The 14,749-nt window shown below is 44.4% G+C and carries 13 protein-coding genes; 4 read left to right on the top strand and 9 right to left on the bottom strand.

Annotation, left to right across the window (positions count from 1 at the left end; all coding sequences use genetic code 11):
* Position 1: 1 nt before the first annotated feature.
* The 3 genes from DXD68_RS01875 to DXD68_RS01865 form a co-directional block, all read right to left on the bottom strand.
* Positions 2–2,128: a Tex family protein gene (locus DXD68_RS01875; RefSeq protein ID WP_122360496.1), complete on the bottom strand. Its 2,127-nt coding sequence runs from the start codon at positions 2,126–2,128 to the stop codon at positions 2–4.
* 174 nt (positions 2,129–2,302) lie between these two features.
* The gene (locus DXD68_RS01870) at positions 2,303–3,712 is read right to left on the bottom strand and encodes an MFS transporter (RefSeq protein WP_122360046.1); all 1,410 of its coding nucleotides are present in this window, start codon (positions 3,710–3,712) and stop codon (positions 2,303–2,305) included.
* Between the two features lie 33 nt (positions 3,713–3,745).
* The gene (locus DXD68_RS01865; RefSeq protein ID WP_122360045.1) at positions 3,746–5,044 is read right to left on the bottom strand and encodes a bifunctional folylpolyglutamate synthase/dihydrofolate synthase; all 1,299 of its coding nucleotides are present in this window, start codon (positions 5,042–5,044) and stop codon (positions 3,746–3,748) included.
* A gap of 84 nt (positions 5,045–5,128) precedes the next feature.
* Here DXD68_RS01865 and DXD68_RS01860 point away from each other — a divergent pair, with 84 nt between their 5' ends.
* Positions 5,129–5,383: a TIGR03905 family TSCPD domain-containing protein gene (locus DXD68_RS01860; protein WP_122352810.1), complete on the top strand. Its 255-nt coding sequence runs from the start codon at positions 5,129–5,131 to the stop codon at positions 5,381–5,383.
* 23 nt (positions 5,384–5,406) lie between these two features.
* On the opposite strand, the gene DXD68_RS01855 is transcribed toward DXD68_RS01860, so the two are convergent.
* From DXD68_RS01855 to DXD68_RS01830, 6 genes are all read right to left on the bottom strand, one after another.
* Positions 5,407–7,179, bottom strand: coding sequence for an SUMF1/EgtB/PvdO family nonheme iron enzyme (locus tag DXD68_RS01855; RefSeq protein ID WP_122360044.1), 1,773 nt, complete (start codon positions 7,177–7,179; stop codon positions 5,407–5,409).
* Positions 7,180–7,200: 21 nt separating this feature from the next.
* Complete coding sequence (locus tag DXD68_RS01850) at positions 7,201–7,884, bottom strand: response regulator transcription factor (protein WP_122360043.1); 684 nt, start codon at positions 7,882–7,884, stop codon at positions 7,201–7,203.
* 13 nt (positions 7,885–7,897) lie between these two features.
* On the bottom strand, positions 7,898–9,334 hold the full coding sequence (locus DXD68_RS01845; protein ID WP_122360042.1) for a sensor histidine kinase: 1,437 nt from the start codon (positions 9,332–9,334) through the stop codon (positions 7,898–7,900).
* Positions 9,335–9,399: 65 nt separating this feature from the next.
* Positions 9,400–10,134: a DUF3307 domain-containing protein gene (locus DXD68_RS01840; RefSeq protein ID WP_122360041.1), complete on the bottom strand. Its 735-nt coding sequence runs from the start codon at positions 10,132–10,134 to the stop codon at positions 9,400–9,402.
* Positions 10,135–10,138: 4 nt separating this feature from the next.
* Positions 10,139–10,780, bottom strand: a complete 642-nt coding sequence (locus DXD68_RS01835) for a hypothetical protein (protein ID WP_122360040.1) — start codon at positions 10,778–10,780, stop codon at positions 10,139–10,141.
* Positions 10,781–10,944: 164 nt separating this feature from the next.
* Entirely contained in the window at positions 10,945–12,150 is a 1,206-nt protein-coding gene (locus DXD68_RS01830) for a hypothetical protein (RefSeq protein ID WP_122360039.1), read from the bottom strand.
* Between the two features lie 270 nt (positions 12,151–12,420).
* On the opposite strand from DXD68_RS01830, the gene DXD68_RS01825 reads away from it, so the two are divergent.
* The 3 genes from DXD68_RS01825 (at position 12,421) to arsM (ending at position 14,728) form a co-directional block, all read left to right on the top strand.
* Positions 12,421–13,323 (top strand): helix-turn-helix domain-containing protein, encoded by a 903-nt coding sequence (locus tag DXD68_RS01825; protein ID WP_122360038.1) that lies wholly within the window; start codon positions 12,421–12,423, stop codon positions 13,321–13,323.
* A gap of 218 nt (positions 13,324–13,541) precedes the next feature.
* Positions 13,542–13,868 (top strand): ArsR/SmtB family transcription factor, encoded by a 327-nt coding sequence (locus tag DXD68_RS01820; RefSeq protein WP_122360037.1) that lies wholly within the window; start codon positions 13,542–13,544, stop codon positions 13,866–13,868.
* A gap of 47 nt (positions 13,869–13,915) precedes the next feature.
* The gene (gene arsM, locus DXD68_RS01815) at positions 13,916–14,728 is read left to right on the top strand and encodes an arsenite methyltransferase (RefSeq protein WP_122360036.1); all 813 of its coding nucleotides are present in this window, start codon (positions 13,916–13,918) and stop codon (positions 14,726–14,728) included.
* The last annotated feature ends 21 nt before the right edge of the window (positions 14,729–14,749 follow it).

Below are 14,749 nucleotides of genomic sequence, written 5' to 3'. Positions count from 1 at the left end.
ATTACAATCCTTTCATAGATAACTGAACCCGTTTACGGACCAGATCCACACTCAATACCTTCACTTTTACATGCTGGTGGATGGATACGACCTGTGTCGGATCACTGATGAAACGGTCTGCCAGTTCTGAGATATGAACCAGTCCGTTTTCTTTTATACCAACATCGACGAAGCATCCAAAGTTCGTTATGTTAGTCACGATTCCCGGTAAAACCTGTCCTTCTTTCAAATCTTCGATCGTTTTAACCGTCGGATCGAAAGAGAACACCTGAATAGCCTGGCGTGGGTCACGGCCCGGTTTATCCAGCTCTTCCATAATATCGAGCAGGGTCGGCATACCGACTTTGTCGGTGATATACTTTTTCAGGTCCAGCTTTTTCTTTAATTCTTTATTCGTGATCAGCTCTTCTACAGTGCATTTCAAGTCCTTTGCCATTTTCTCCACGATCGGATAACTTTCCGGATGGACGGCAGAATTGTCGAGCGGTGTTTTCCCTCCCTGAATACGGAGGAATCCGGCACTCTGCTCGAAAGCCTTTTCGCCCATGCGGGGAACTTTCAGCAGTTCACGTCGGGATTGGAAAGGACCGTGCTCTGCCCGGTAGTCGACAATGTTTTGTGCCAATGTCGGTCCCAGACCGGAGATATAAGTAAGCAAATGCTTGCTTGCCGTATTTACGTTGACACCCACCCTGTTCACACAGCTTTCTACTGTCTGATCCAGGCTTTTCTTCAGCGCGGACTGGTCCACATCATGCTGATACTGACCGACGCCGATACTCTTGGGATCAATTTTCACGAGTTCCGCCAGCGGGTCCATCAACCGGCGACCGATGCTGACGGCACCGCGTACCGTCACATCATATTCAGGAAATTCGTCCCGCGCTACTTTCGATGCCGAATAGATGGATGCACCATTCTCGCTGACAACGAATACCTGAACTTTCCGGTCGTAACGGATGTTGGTAATGAATTGCTCCGTTTCGCGGCTTGCCGTCCCGTTGCCGATGGCAATGGCTTCGATGGCATATGTCGATACCAGCTGGGATACTTTGGCGGCAGCTTTACTCTTCTCGTTCTGAGGTGGGTGAGGATAGATCGCTTCGTTATGCAGCAGATTTCCCTGGGCATCCAGGCAGACTAATTTGCATCCGGTACGATAACCCGGATCGACTCCCAATACTCGTTTTTGTCCTAATGGCGGAGCCAATAACAGTTGTTGCAGGTTCTCGGCAAAGACACGGATCGCTTCTTCATCGGCTTTCGCTTTACTCAAATTGGCAAATTCCGTTTCGATGGAAGGTTTCAGAAGCCGTTTAAAGGAATCGTCCACCGCGTTGGCGACCTGGTCCGAGACTTCATTGTTTCCTTTTACAAAACGTCTTTTCAGCCGGTCGAGCGTCGTATCCACATCCGGAGATATGCTGACACGGAGGATGCCTTCCGCTTCCCCGCGCCGCAAAGCCAGCAGGCGGTGGGAACTGCATCGGTTCAGTGGTTCGCTGAAATCGAAATAGTCCCGGTACTTGGCACCTTCTTCTTCTTTCCCTTTGATGACTTTGGAAGAAATAATCCCTGTGTGGGAGAAAGAGTTACGAACGGCGTTACGTGCCCCTTCATTTTCGTTCACCCATTCGGCAATAATATCGCGTGCCCCTTGCAAGGCTTCTGCGGCATTTTTTACTTCTCCTTTGATAAAGTTTTTTACCCTGTCCAACAGATTCGGCTCATTTTGAATCATGATGATCTTGGCAAGCGGCTCCAGTCCTTTCTTGCGGGCAATCTCTGCTTTAGTCACCCGTTTGGGTTTATAGGGCAGGTAAAGGTCTTCAATCTCCGTGCTGTCCCAGGATTCTGTGATACGTTTTTTGAGTTCGGGAGTTAGCTTTCCTTGTTCCTCTATGGAACTTAATATGGTGTCTTTCCTCTTTTGGAGTTCCGTGAGCTTATCCAGCTGATCTTTGATGTTTCCGATTTGGACTTCGTCCAGTCCCCCGGTAACTTCTTTCCTGTAACGGCTGATAAAAGGGATCGTAGCCCCTTCGTTAAGCAGGCCGATAGTCTTTTCGACTTGTCCGGCAGGAATGTTCAATATCTGTGATATCAGTGTATTGAATGATGTTGTCATATAGATTTTATTCTTTGTGTTCGATACGCAAAGATAAAACAGTTTATGGCATAACCATTCGGAAATCGGGCAAAATCTGTTCGAAAGCTCTTTCCCATCGGGTATCATATACAAAAAGTCCCGGTATTTTCTTCGAGTAAAATACCGGGACTTTTTTATGTTTACCTTAGTTCATTAAGGCTCTGCAATCGTTTCTTCTGCGAGGATACGTGCTTTATCGGCATCGCTCTGGATATTGGGTTGCTCCAGACCGTAGTGTTTGATCTTGTCTTCACGTTTCAAGAGGAGGGCGATAATCAAAGCCAACACACCGAAACTGGTAAAGATAGCCATTGGAAGTGTGTAATCGTATGCCGGTTTTCCCGTACCGTTATCGATCTTGCAATACGTATCCAGTACCCATCCGATCAGAAGCGGAACCATGCTCAATCCGATATTCTGTACCCAGAAGATCAGGGCATAAGCAGTACCCAGCTGTTTTTCCGGAATGATTTTCGGAACGGATGGCCACATAGCCGACGGAACCAGTGAGAAAGCGATTCCCAGTACAATCATTACGATCGTGGCAAACCACCATTCGTTCAGGATCGGCAAGGTGAACAGCAGGTGTACACCGATCAGCATCAATGCACCGCAAATCATGATAGTTGCGCCTTTACCTTTGCGGTCGTACAGGTTTCCGAAGAACGGTGTCAACAGGATCGTACCGAAAGGCAGGATGGCGGGAATGTTACCGGCGAGGTCGGGGCTTACATTATATTTGTTGACCATCAAGTCGGTTGCATATTTCAGGAATGGGAATACGGCAGAATAGAACAATACGCACAACAGGGCGATCAACCAGAAACCTTTACTGGAAATGATCAGACCGATATCTTTCAGACGGAACGGTTCTTCCTCTTCTGCCTGTTCGACGGCACTCATGGAAGCATCCAGCTTGCGGTCCATTACACAGAAAACAAGGAAAGCGATCAAGCCGATGCACAGCATACAGAGGCAAAGCAGGATCGGAGCGGAGATGCTACCGAAGAACTTCGATGCCGGAACAGTAATCGACAAGGCCAGTGCCGTACCCAGACGGGCTGTTGCCATTTCGAGACCCATTGCCAATGCCATTTCTTTTCCCTTGAACCATCTTACGATGATCTTGGAAACAGTGATACCGGCAGTTTCCACACCTACACCGAAGATCGCATATCCGAGGGCGGCTACCATTACCTGGGCTTTCCATCCGAACAGTTCACCTTCCATGGTAAAGAAGTCGGATATGGCATAATATTTAAGTGAACAACCGATAATCATTAAAATACAGGCACCGACTCCGGTAAAACGGACACCCATCTTATCCAGTACGATACCCCCGATGATCAACATGAAAAGGAAGACATTGAACCAACCGTAGGCACTTGTGAAGAAGCCATATTCGGTACTGTTCCAGGAAAGTTGTTCTTCCAGCATCGGTTTAAGCGGGGCCATCACGTCGGTGAGGAAATATCCGCAAAGCATGGTAAATGCGACGAGCGCGAGTACGCTCCATCGAGCTACTTTTGAGTCGCTCAGTTTCTGGTGAATTTGTTCAATCATGATATTTGTTTTAATTAAGTTATATTATTTGTCTTATTTCATGAAAAGGGGAAGTGCATCGGCTACGATAAAGGTACTTCCTCCGATAAAGATCGTATCTTCTTCATGAGCACGTCCCAGGGCACGTGCAACGGCATCGGCTACGCTGTCGCAGACCACTCCGCTCAGTCCGTGCCCAACTGCCATTGCTGCGAAATCGGTGGCAGGCATCGCCCGTTCGACGGATGCCTGAGTGAAATAGTAGAAAGCATCTTTGGGCATCAGTTCCAGTACGCCGTTGATATCCTTGTCGTTTACCATTCCGACGATCATATGGGTTTGCCGCGAATGTTTTATGACTTCGTTCAGTTGTATATTCAGGTATTCCCAGCCACCTATGTTATGGCCTGTATCGCATATCACTTTCGGCTTTTCCTGCAAGGTCTGCCAGCGTCCCATCAATCCGGTCAGTTCCACTACATGTTCAAATCCTTCCCGCACGGCTTCCTGCGAAATGTTCACTCCTGTACTCTCAAGCAGATTGAGGGCTGCCAGTACGGTTTTTGCATTTCTGACCTGGACTACGCCGCCCAGTTCTCCGAATAACTGTCCGTATTCTACGGAGTTGAGATACCATTCGCCGGTATCCATCAGATAAGATTCTTCGAGCAAGTCCTCTTCTGAAGCGAAGTAAACCAGGGTGTTGTTTTTTACGGCAGTTTCGCTGAATACTTTGGCTACGCTATGGCTATATACTTCTCCGACCAGGGCAGGTACTTCCGGTTTGATGATACCGGCTTTCTCAAAGGCTATCTTTTCGACCGTGTCACCCAGGAACTGGGTATGGTCGAGGCTGATATTCGTGATGATGCTCAGGATCGGTGTGATGATGTTTGTACTGTCCAGACGACCGCCCATACCGACTTCTATTACAGCGAAATCGACCTTTTCGGCACGGAAATAATCGAATGCCATGGTAGATGTCAGCTCAAAAAAAGAGGGGTGGAGAGGTTCGAATGTGGTACGGTGGCGTTCTACAAAATCTACAACATATTCCTGGGGAATCATTTTGCCGTTGACACGGATACGTTCGCGGAAATCGATCAGGTGGGGCGAAGTGAAAAGTCCGACTTTATATCCTGCCTGCCGGAGGATGGCTGCCAACAAATGGCTGACCGAACCTTTCCCGTTTGTACCCGCTACATGGATCGTTTTGTAGGCTTTGTGCGGATTACCCAGATAATTATCCAGTGCGATACTGGTATCTAATCCCGGCTTATAAGCGGATGCGCCGCTGTGCTGAAAAACCGGAATGCTTGTATATAGATAGTGAAGCGTTTCTTCGTAAGTCATGCTGTTCGTTTTTATAATTCGCAAAAGTAGTTAATTTTATTTATACCTTTGTCGCCCGTAATATAAAATAAGAGTAAAAAGGAGATGAATAAACAACGTGTCGCTTATACTCCGGTTGGGGGAGTATGTTCAAAAATGATGATTGTGGATGCTGAAGATAACATTATTACCGGTGTACAGATCGTGGGCGGTTGCCAGGGTAATACGCAGGGGCTGAGCAAACTGTTGATCGGTATGGCAGTGCCTGAAGCTATACAGCGCCTGGAAGGTATCGACTGCCGTGAACGGGGTACGTCCTGCCCGGATCAGTTGGCACAGGCATTACGAAAACTTAGCTGATTGCCGGCGTACATTCGACCGGTTTACGGATTTAGGGGGATATCTTTTACCAACCTGAATCCGTTGTTGAAGTGTTTACTTCCCGGGTAGATATAGTAATGACAGGTAGGCCGGCAGGTTGCCCGTTCGTTGAACCAGGTGCCGCCGCGTACGACAGCATATAGTTTGCCGTCTTTTTCAAATGTATCGGAACACCATTCCCATACATTCCCGCTCATATCATGGATTCCCAGTTCGTTCGGTTTCTTCATACCGACAGGGTGCGGTTTGCCTTCCGAGTTTCCGGCATACCATCCGAGGCTGTCGAGTTCCATGCCGCCGCTATATAAATGGTCCCGTTTGCCGTACATGCCGCCGCGAGCAGCATATTCCCATTCTTCCTCTGTGGGTAAACGTCCGCCTGCCCATTGACAATAAGCATTAGCTCCGTACCAGGTGATGTAAATGGCAGGGTTGGCTTCGTAGCCGGGGACCGGTTTTCCGTTTTGGATTCCCCAGTTACATTCATAATATAAAGGCTGTCCGGCATCGGGACCTTCTTTGATTACATTACTTTCGTATGTTTTCAGGAACTGGACGAACTGGAAGTTGGTAATTTCATATTTGCTGATGGAGAAACTGTTTACTTTCACCTCGTGAACCGGATTGTTATCTTCTTTATAGGTCGAGCCCATCTTAAAAGTACTTCCTTTCACTTCGATCATTTCCGGATTGATGTTGGTTGATAACCATTTTCGGAATTCAATCTCTTTCATCCGTTTCCGGGCCTCATTCCGGTCTTCTTCCCTTACATCGCTTTCAATGAATTTATTGAGGTAGGAGATAGAGATATCGTATGCTTCGTTCCCTTTCAAAGGAAGCAACCGTTCGTACATGGTTGCCAGTGCAATATATCCGTCGGTGCGTTCAGGGTCCAGCCGCACACCCTGTTCATAGAGTCTGTAAGCCTCTTCGGTATATTTGTACATGTTAATCGGGGTACCGCTAAGAGAGAGCAGGTTGTCCGCCTGCCGGATGCAATTATCGGCATAAGGGTTGATCTGGCTACTGATCAGGCGGGCGAATTTTGTTTTCTTCATCTCCACCGGGATCAGACGGTAGAACTGTCTGAGTGAATCGGGCGACAGTTTTTTCATGATACGGGTCAAAAGGAACTGGCCCGCATATTTATCCATATTATCTCCGATGAAAGCAATGCGGATCGAATCCCTTTTCTGCTGGGTGGCATGCAGTTCGATATCTACATCCAGTTCCTGGCTTCCCCGTACCGGTTGAGCATTCAGATTGCTCAGGGATTGGAGGAAGGCGGGCTTCTTTTTCTCTTTGCCGTCGGAACGTTTTTTACCGATGGCACCTAGTTCGTGTTGGGCCATCGAGACGGCATTCAGGCTGTCGATCCTTTGGTTAAGGTCGTGCGTCTCTTCCAGGTAAACGGCATATCCCATGTGGGTATCGGCTCCTTTGAAATGCAGTCCGTTAGGGAAGTCGGAGAGGTGGCCTTCCACGTATAATGTGTCTTTGTCGATGAGCAGGTCGCAGTAATGGAACTCGTCGTCTATCGTTGTGCATAGCCATAAGTGTTGGGGTACGTCGGTCAGTGTCCCTTTCATCTGGAATTTTCCTTTTTCGATCCGCATGGAGTTGATGATGCGCTGGTTGTCGAACTGTTTGAGGAAGAACACCGTTCCATCTTTTACTCCGCCGATGTGTGCTTCTATGACATACCGGTCGTTATTAGCCGTCAGAAAAAGGCTGAAACAGATAAATAGTACGGATAGAAATAGTTTAGTCTGCATACGGATCGTTTATAAGGTGATTCAGTCGATGATCAGTTTATAGCCTATTCCCCGGACATTCAGGATCTTTATCGAGTCGTCTTTCGATAGTTTATGTCGCAGTTTGGTAATGAAGACGTGCAGGCTGCGGGCATTGAAAAAAGAATCGTCTCCCCACAGGTCGAGCAGTACGTCTTTCATTGGCAATACATGGTCTTTGTTTTCGCAAAGCCGTTTGAGTATTTCCGATTCGCGGTTGCTCAGGAGTTGTTTCTCCCCGCAATATAATAATGTTTGCGTAACTGCATCGAATGTATATTGACCGAGGTTGAAAGTTGTTTTTTCTTCCTTGCGTACTGTGATCTTATTCAGTAAGGCTTTGATACGGATGATCAGCTCCGCCATGCCGAAAGGCTTTTTCAGGTAGTCGTTGCCGCCCAGCTCGAAACCTTCGACAACATCGTTCGCGGCAGAACGAGCGGAGAGGAAGAGGACAGGTATCTGGCTGTCTGTTTTACGGATATGCCGTATCAGGGTGAAGCCGTCTATTTTAGGCATCATGATGTCGGTCACGATAATATCCGGTTTGATTTCTTTGTAAAGCGCCAGTCCTTCTTCGCCGTCGGCAGCCAATACGATATCGAACTCTTCACCATCCAGCGTATCCTTGATGATCATTGCCAGTGTCGGTTCGTCTTCTACTAATAATACTTTTATCTTTGCCATAGTTTTTTCTTTTTTAGTTTTTGAAATGGAGGGTGAATGTCGTGCCTTTTCCCGGTTGACTCTTGACGGTCACTGATCCCCCATGTTTCGACATCATATCTTTTACGTAATATAGCCCTAGTCCGAAACCTTTTACATTGTGCAGGTTGCCGCTGGGGACCCGGTAAAACTTATCGAATATGTGTTGCAGATTCGTATCGCTGATGCCGATACCGTTGTCCGTAACGGATACACGGATCTCGTTCGGCTGTATCTCCGCACTGACAGATATTTCTGCAGGTTTATCGCCGGAATATTTTACCGCATTGTCGATCAGGTTACCCAATATATTATAGAAATGCGTACGGTCAGCAAATACTGCAATGTTCTCTGGTATATTTGTTGTGATATCGACCTGTTTTTCTGCTTTCAGCTTATGTTGTTCAATGAGCGGGGCGATCATATCGGCTACGCAGATCGATTCCTGTTTCAGCCGGAAGGTATTGCGGTTCTCTACAGAGAGGGTGAGTATCTGTTCGACCAGGCCGGTCAACTGTGTGAGTTGTTCCCGGACGATACCCAGGTATTTCTTCTGTTTCTCGCTGACATGGGTGTCGTAGTTGAGCAAAACGTCGTTGGCAGCATAGGCGACGGATATCGGGGTTTTTAGTTCATGTGTCATATTGTTGGTAAAATCCGTTTTCAACTCTTCGATCGTCTTCTGTCTGAGGATCGTATAAAGTAGGTAGATGAAAGCGATCAGAATCAGGATGACCAGCAGAAGAGATGAAGTGAGGATGCCTGCCATTTGTTTGAATACCAGTTGGGAGGGGGCTTTTAATGTTAGTTGGTAATATAGTTCCGGTTCTACGCTTTTGATCGGATAGCTGAATTGTACTCCTTTATTGTCGAACGTCTCGACTGACCGGAATGTCATAATGGTTTCGGGCACGCTGTCCTTCATCTGAATTACTTCCAGTTTATAGGGGACGGAAATATCGTACTGTTTGAGTTCCATGACGAGCAAAGTATCGTACAGGATATAGTCGATAGGTATCAATGAATCGAGTTTTACGTGCAAGGCCTCTTGTATCTGACCTTCCAGTGAAGTCAGCAGGTCAAGGTATTCATTGAGCGATTCGGCTGCTTCGTTATATTTGAAGGGGTTCTTATCTGCTTTTATGGAAAATGTATCCATTAATCCGTTTCGTGAAATTTCTTCTGTGCTGTCCTTCGAAAGTTTAATCTCGGAGGTGATTGTTCCGGATCCTTTATTCTCGCTCAGTGAATCCATACGGATGAATAGCTCCTTGTAATCAGCCATACGCATGGCATCCTGTATATTTCCGTTTACTTGTTCCCAGGTTGAATCGTAGAGTCCCTTCAACCAGTATCCCTGTGAAAACAATAATGCAGCCAGTGACAAACAGATCAGTGCAGCAATAATCTTAAAACGTAGTTTCGTTTTCATCTTTCATTTTCTTCTTTCCGACAAAAATAAAGGATAAGTTTCAGAATCTACGGGTTATGGTAAGACTAAATAACACTTTGTTGAAAGACCATCAGTTTGACCATAATTAATCCAATGAGAATAGCAATCGTGAAACTTGCCAAAGTTCCAATCAACACATATTCAGTGGTCTTAATTTCTTTACTTTTATTCAATTCACCGAAACGGAAAATAGATTTTGCAGCCAGAAGAAATCCTATAGCTTCTATCTGACCGATCAGAATGAAAGTAAGAATGAGTATTCTTTCCAGATATCCGATCCATTGACCTGCATTTTGAAGACTTTCGGAAACATTTCCTCCTAAACTCCATCTTCTGGTAAAGAGTCCCAGAAAGATAGAGGCAGGTTTTAGAACAAGCAGGTATCCGATCAGGATGATCCAACATTTATTGCATTTCATTAATGCCTGACATGATTCCCCAATCATGCTGTATTGTCCGGTAATGGCTATCCATAGAATAAAAAGTACAATAATGTGCAATATTTGATCGATAATGAAAGAAGAGAGTCTCTCTTTGTATGTTATTTTCCAGTAGTCGATAACAAAATGAGTAACAAAAATAACCGGTATGATAAACCAGCAATTCCATAGACCAACGATCAGATATGCAACGAGCGCTTGTGTCAGGCTATGAATGACGTGATACAGGCAATTCCCTTCTTTCTTTTTCCTGACAATGGAGTTCGTCTGTAACAGGAAATCGACGACAAGATGAGAGAATAATAGTTTTAATAGAAGATCAAGGTCTGTCCATTCCATAATATTATAGGTTTTTGGTTGATATGAGTTGTTCGTAACGGTTAAGGTATAGTTCAATTAAATTAGCTTTACCACCGATTAATAATTTACTGATGGCCTGAGAAGATTTTTGGAGGTCGTCTGCAATTTCTTTTTGTGTTTTACCTGTCAATAGTGACAAGTACAAAGCCTGTGACTGAGTGATTGTCCAATTGGATGCTATATCATCGACAAAAGCTGTACTGACTTTGAACTCGTCATTGAATTCATCCCAGGGAGTTTTAAGAGCCAGGTTTTTAGAACGTCCCAATTTATCGAATTCCCAACCGGAAAAACGGAAAGCTTCCCCGTCGGATTCGATAACACTTTCTTCTTTTTCAAAATCTATAGTACCTATACCTAAAGCCATCCGTGCATCCCACCTGAAAGATGTAGGTGACTTTGCCTGCAGGCCGATACGCAGCAACAAAACTGTCCGTAATGCCTTGACCGGATTGTTGATGATGATTTGAAAACTATCGCCACGATAGATATCTAATCGGATGCTTCCCCATTTCTCTGTGTCATGCACAATGTTGTTGATCGTATCCAATAACAGACTTCTGTTTGCCGGATCTATATGGGTCGATTGAATGATGTCTCCTGTTATAACTCCTTTTATTTTCATACAAACGATTTGATGGATTCATTTAGGAACAAATATACTGTTATTTATGAATAAAACAACCTAATCGGGTTGATTTTAGAAAAACAACCTAATTGAGTTGATTTAAATAAAACAACCTGATCGGGTTGATTTTAGGAAATGATCTAAGACTAAATAACACATCTTTAATACGCCCCGAGTTGCCTATAGGCGGCAGAAATGATTGATTCTGCTTGCTTATAGATATCCGTTGTTTTCTTTGTATCCAGTGTGTCATGGCTGGATGAAGCTGTTTCGAATAGCTTGAAGACCTGTGTTTCCACCGGCTGTAATTGCTGTATATAACCGGTCTTTTCATTATTCCAGAGAAGTTGCCAGTGGAGATATTTTTGTCCGTTGCCACGATGGATCGCATACACTTTGTCTTTCAGGCGGGAGGAATAATAACAGAGAGGGGCAGTCTTTAGGGCTGTATCGTATTGTACCAGGGAGGGCTGGTCTTTTCCCATTTTTACCCACAGCGGTAGAGCTACCGAAACAGGAGGATATCCTAATGCGGTCCACATGATGGTGTGTTCTGCCGGCATACCCGGTTTAATTCCTTGTATCACGATAGAAGCCGTACTTTCGGCTCGTGGAATGAAATCCTGTTCTACAAACCATCCGGAATGATTGTTCGGACTTTGCTCCGGATTTTTCAGGTCTATGTCGAGCTGGCTGTTGTAAAATGAACGGGAGGCTTCCCTGAAGATGCGTTCCGGGGTAAATCCTTCCTTTTCCATTTGTTTGAATATCTTTCGGGCGTTATCATAACGGATGTATCCCAGTCCTTCATCAGTGCGGCCTTCGAAAGAAAAGTTCGTATAGATCAGATATCCTTCCGGAGCCAGGGTGGTATCGTTGACATCTTTTTTATAGTAGTGTTTATTATTTGTTTCATAATAGGCAGCGCCTCCATAAGCATCGATCACACCAAAGTTGGCTTCTACACGTAGAGGGCGGGGAAGGGTATCGAGCAGGTGCTCAAAGTCTTGTATGGTTTTGCATACTTTTAGTGCCTGGCGCATCAGTAGTCCTTCATGATCCATTTCTTTTACGTCATCGTCTTTTAGATTATAGGAAGCCGTATTCATAATGGAGAAACCTGTTTCATTACTACCGGTCCATACAGCCCCGTCCGGATCATCGCTGTTCACCAGTCCAAGGAAACGATAACCTCCTTCGTCAATATAGGTAATATGATTGTAAGGGGCACCGGTATCACGATGTTTCCACATCAAAGGGCGTCCGTCGGGGGTCGCTTTCCCTGAGATAATGATAGAGGTACAAGCATGTTGTTGCTGGATAGAAAAGCAGAAACAGAGAATTGCCGCTAAGATGAGCTTTTTCATGACGTATAAGTATTATGCATTTAGTGGCAAACATATACACAATAATCAATATAGACAAATAAACGACGAAATTAATCGTTTTCTTGGTAGATGAATTACGGCTTATATAACCCCAATTACAGATTTATGAAGCAGACGAAATATGTAATTTATGTAATCCGTAAACAAGGTTATACAATCCGTAATTTGGGTTGTAAAAGTGACGGAAGTATCCCGTATTTTTGTAATCGAGATACGAATACTGTACACTGAATAATCTGTAAGTAGGATATGGAAAAGAAAAATACATTGGATTTTAAGACCGTATATGATTGTAACTGTTGTCTGGCCTGCAAGACGTTGCATCCACAGGTAAGTCTTATCAATCTGGAGAGCCCGTCGTTGGAACAGGATACCGTCAAGTTTGAGTTTTATGCTATCTTGCTGATAGAGAATTGCCCTGACGAATGTTCATGTTGCGGACGGAAATACTATGATTATTCCAATGCAACAATGGTATTTCTTACCCCCGGCGAAATTTTCCGTATGAGTGAGGAGAAAACCTTGCCCGGCAAAGGCTACCTGCTGGTGTTTCATCCGGACTTGCTGTTTCAGACCACACTGAAGAACCACATAGAGAATTACACTTTCTTCCATTATCGTAAGGAGGAAGCATTGCACCTGTCGCAGCGTGAAACGGAGAAAGTCACCTGCTGTCTATGGAATATAGAGGAAGAACTGCATCATTCGATCGATATGCATAGCAGCACTATCCTTTCCCGGCACATTGAATTGTTACTGGACTATTGTACCCGCTACTACGAACGTCAGTTTATCACCCGTGAGAATAAGAATAAGACCATTCTGGAAAAAATGGAGCAGTTGCTCGATGACTATATAAGCTCCGGCAGATTGCAAAACGGCAAACTGCCTGCACCCGACTATCTTGCGAAGAGGCTCAATCTTTCTACATCCTATTTCAACGACCTGCTGAAATTTGAAACGGGCAAGACGCTGGAACAGTATTTCGAATTCAAACGGTTGGAAGTTGCTAAACGAATGTTACTGAAATCCGATGCCACACCTACCATCATAGCCCGCCAACTGGGTTATCCGAATGTACAGTATTTCAGTCTTATATTCAAGAAAATAACGGGTGTTGCACCCAGCGATTACCGTTATTCGCAAAATTGAAAATTGTCATTCTGATAATTATCCCCTTAATTCCCGGTTCTATTTGGATATAGGGGATGCAAGGGGTTGTTTTTTGTGTTTCAACTGTTGGTTGGGAAGATGACGATTGTGGAGTTTTGCGGGGGATAGTGGATTATGTATTAAAAAAGAATAAATGATTGTTCGTGATATTGCGAATTGAATATTGTTCGTATATTTGCGAATAATATTTTTATTCTATGTCAAGAAAAGAATTTACAACTGAACAAGAAAGATTGGCTCGTTTTGCTAAAGCATTGGGACATCCTATCCGTATAGCCATATTACAAATGCTGGCAAGTCAGGAATGTTGTTATCATGGGGACATGTCGGAAGTGCTGCCAATTGCCAAAAGTACCCTTTCACAGCATTTGAAAGAGCTGAAAGATGCCGAATTGATACAAGGAGAAATTATTCTTCCTACGGTTAAATATTGCATTAATCAGGAGAGTTGGGAAGAGGCGAAAAACTTATTTTCTTTATTCTTTGTCGCTATTGATGAGAAAGAAAACTGTAATAATAAATAGAAATATCCATTAATCCGTATAAGTACGGATCGTTTAAAATTATATATATGAAAACGAACGAAGAGAAAAAAGCATTAGTCAAAGAACAGTATAGCCAACTGGCACTAAACAGTAATTTATTAAAATCCGGTTGTTGTTGCGGTACAAAACCCATGGCTCCCTCAAAAAAGGTCTTTACCATTATGAGTGAGGATTACAGCCAGCTGAAGGGATATGAAGCTGATGCCGATTTAGGTGTAGGGTGCGGACTTCCTACCCAATATGCCGGTATAAAGGAAGGAGATATAGTTTTGGACTTGGGTTCGGGAGCTGGTAACGACTGCTTTATTGCCAGAGCTGAAACAGGTGAAAGCGGTAAAGTGATCGGGGTTGATTTCTCTCCGCAAATGATCGAGAAAGCCCGTAAAAATGCGATAAAGCGGGGGTATACGAATGTGGAGTTTATCGAAGGAGATATAGAAGATATCCCACTGGCTGATAATTCAATAGATGTGGTCGTGAGTAATTGCGTCTTGAATCTTCTTCCTGAAAAGAATAAGATTTTTAAAGAAATACATCGTGTTCTCAAACACGGAGGTCATTTTTGTGTGTCGGATGTGGTTTTGAACGGCGTATTTCCAAAAGAGTTTACGGACAATGCTTCCATGTATGCCGGTTGTATTGCCAGTGCAATTCAACGGGAAGATTATTTAGCTGAGATTGAAAAGGCGGCATTTGCAAATATCGAAGTCAAACGGACAAAAACAGTCCTGATTCCTGACGAGGTATTGGAAGAACATTTGGATGAATCGACAATATCCAGCTATAAAGCGGGGAATGTAGGGATATATTCTATCACTGTGACCGGTAAAAAAATATAGTAGTAGCTATTTTAATTTGAA

This window comes from Parabacteroides sp. TM07-1AC (assembly GCF_003480915.1).
Lineage (GTDB): Bacteria > Bacteroidota > Bacteroidia > Bacteroidales > Tannerellaceae > Parabacteroides > Parabacteroides chongii.
Note: the sequence above shows the minus strand (reverse complement) of the source record. Positions and strands in the feature narration are given on the sequence as shown.

Coding starts and splice junctions, on each gene's coding strand:
- DXD68_RS01845 (WP_122360042.1), bottom strand. CDS start 9,334: ATGAAAACGAAACTACGTTTTAAGATTATTGCTGCACTGATCTGTTTG.
- DXD68_RS01865 (WP_122360045.1), bottom strand. CDS start 5,044: ATGACTTACGAAGAAACGCTTCACTATCTATATACAAGCATTCCGGTT.
- DXD68_RS01875 (WP_122360496.1), bottom strand. CDS start 2,128: ATGACAACATCATTCAATACACTGATATCACAGATATTGAACATTCCT.
- DXD68_RS01840 (WP_122360041.1), bottom strand. CDS start 10,134: ATGGAATGGACAGACCTTGATCTTCTATTAAAACTATTATTCTCTCAT.
- DXD68_RS01835 (WP_122360040.1), bottom strand. CDS start 10,780: ATGAAAATAAAAGGAGTTATAACAGGAGACATCATTCAATCGACCCAT.
- DXD68_RS01850 (WP_122360043.1), bottom strand. CDS start 7,884: ATGGCAAAGATAAAAGTATTATTAGTAGAAGACGAACCGACACTGGCA.
- arsM (WP_122360036.1), top strand. CDS start 13,916: ATGAAAACGAACGAAGAGAAAAAAGCATTAGTCAAAGAACAGTATAGC.
- DXD68_RS01825 (WP_122360038.1), top strand. CDS start 12,421: ATGGAAAAGAAAAATACATTGGATTTTAAGACCGTATATGATTGTAAC.
- DXD68_RS01870 (WP_122360046.1), bottom strand. CDS start 3,712: ATGATTGAACAAATTCACCAGAAACTGAGCGACTCAAAAGTAGCTCGA.
- DXD68_RS01860 (WP_122352810.1), top strand. CDS start 5,129: ATGAATAAACAACGTGTCGCTTATACTCCGGTTGGGGGAGTATGTTCA.
- DXD68_RS01830 (WP_122360039.1), bottom strand. CDS start 12,150: ATGAAAAAGCTCATCTTAGCGGCAATTCTCTGTTTCTGCTTTTCTATC.
- DXD68_RS01820 (WP_122360037.1), top strand. CDS start 13,542: ATGTCAAGAAAAGAATTTACAACTGAACAAGAAAGATTGGCTCGTTTT.
- DXD68_RS01855 (WP_122360044.1), bottom strand. CDS start 7,179: ATGCAGACTAAACTATTTCTATCCGTACTATTTATCTGTTTCAGCCTT.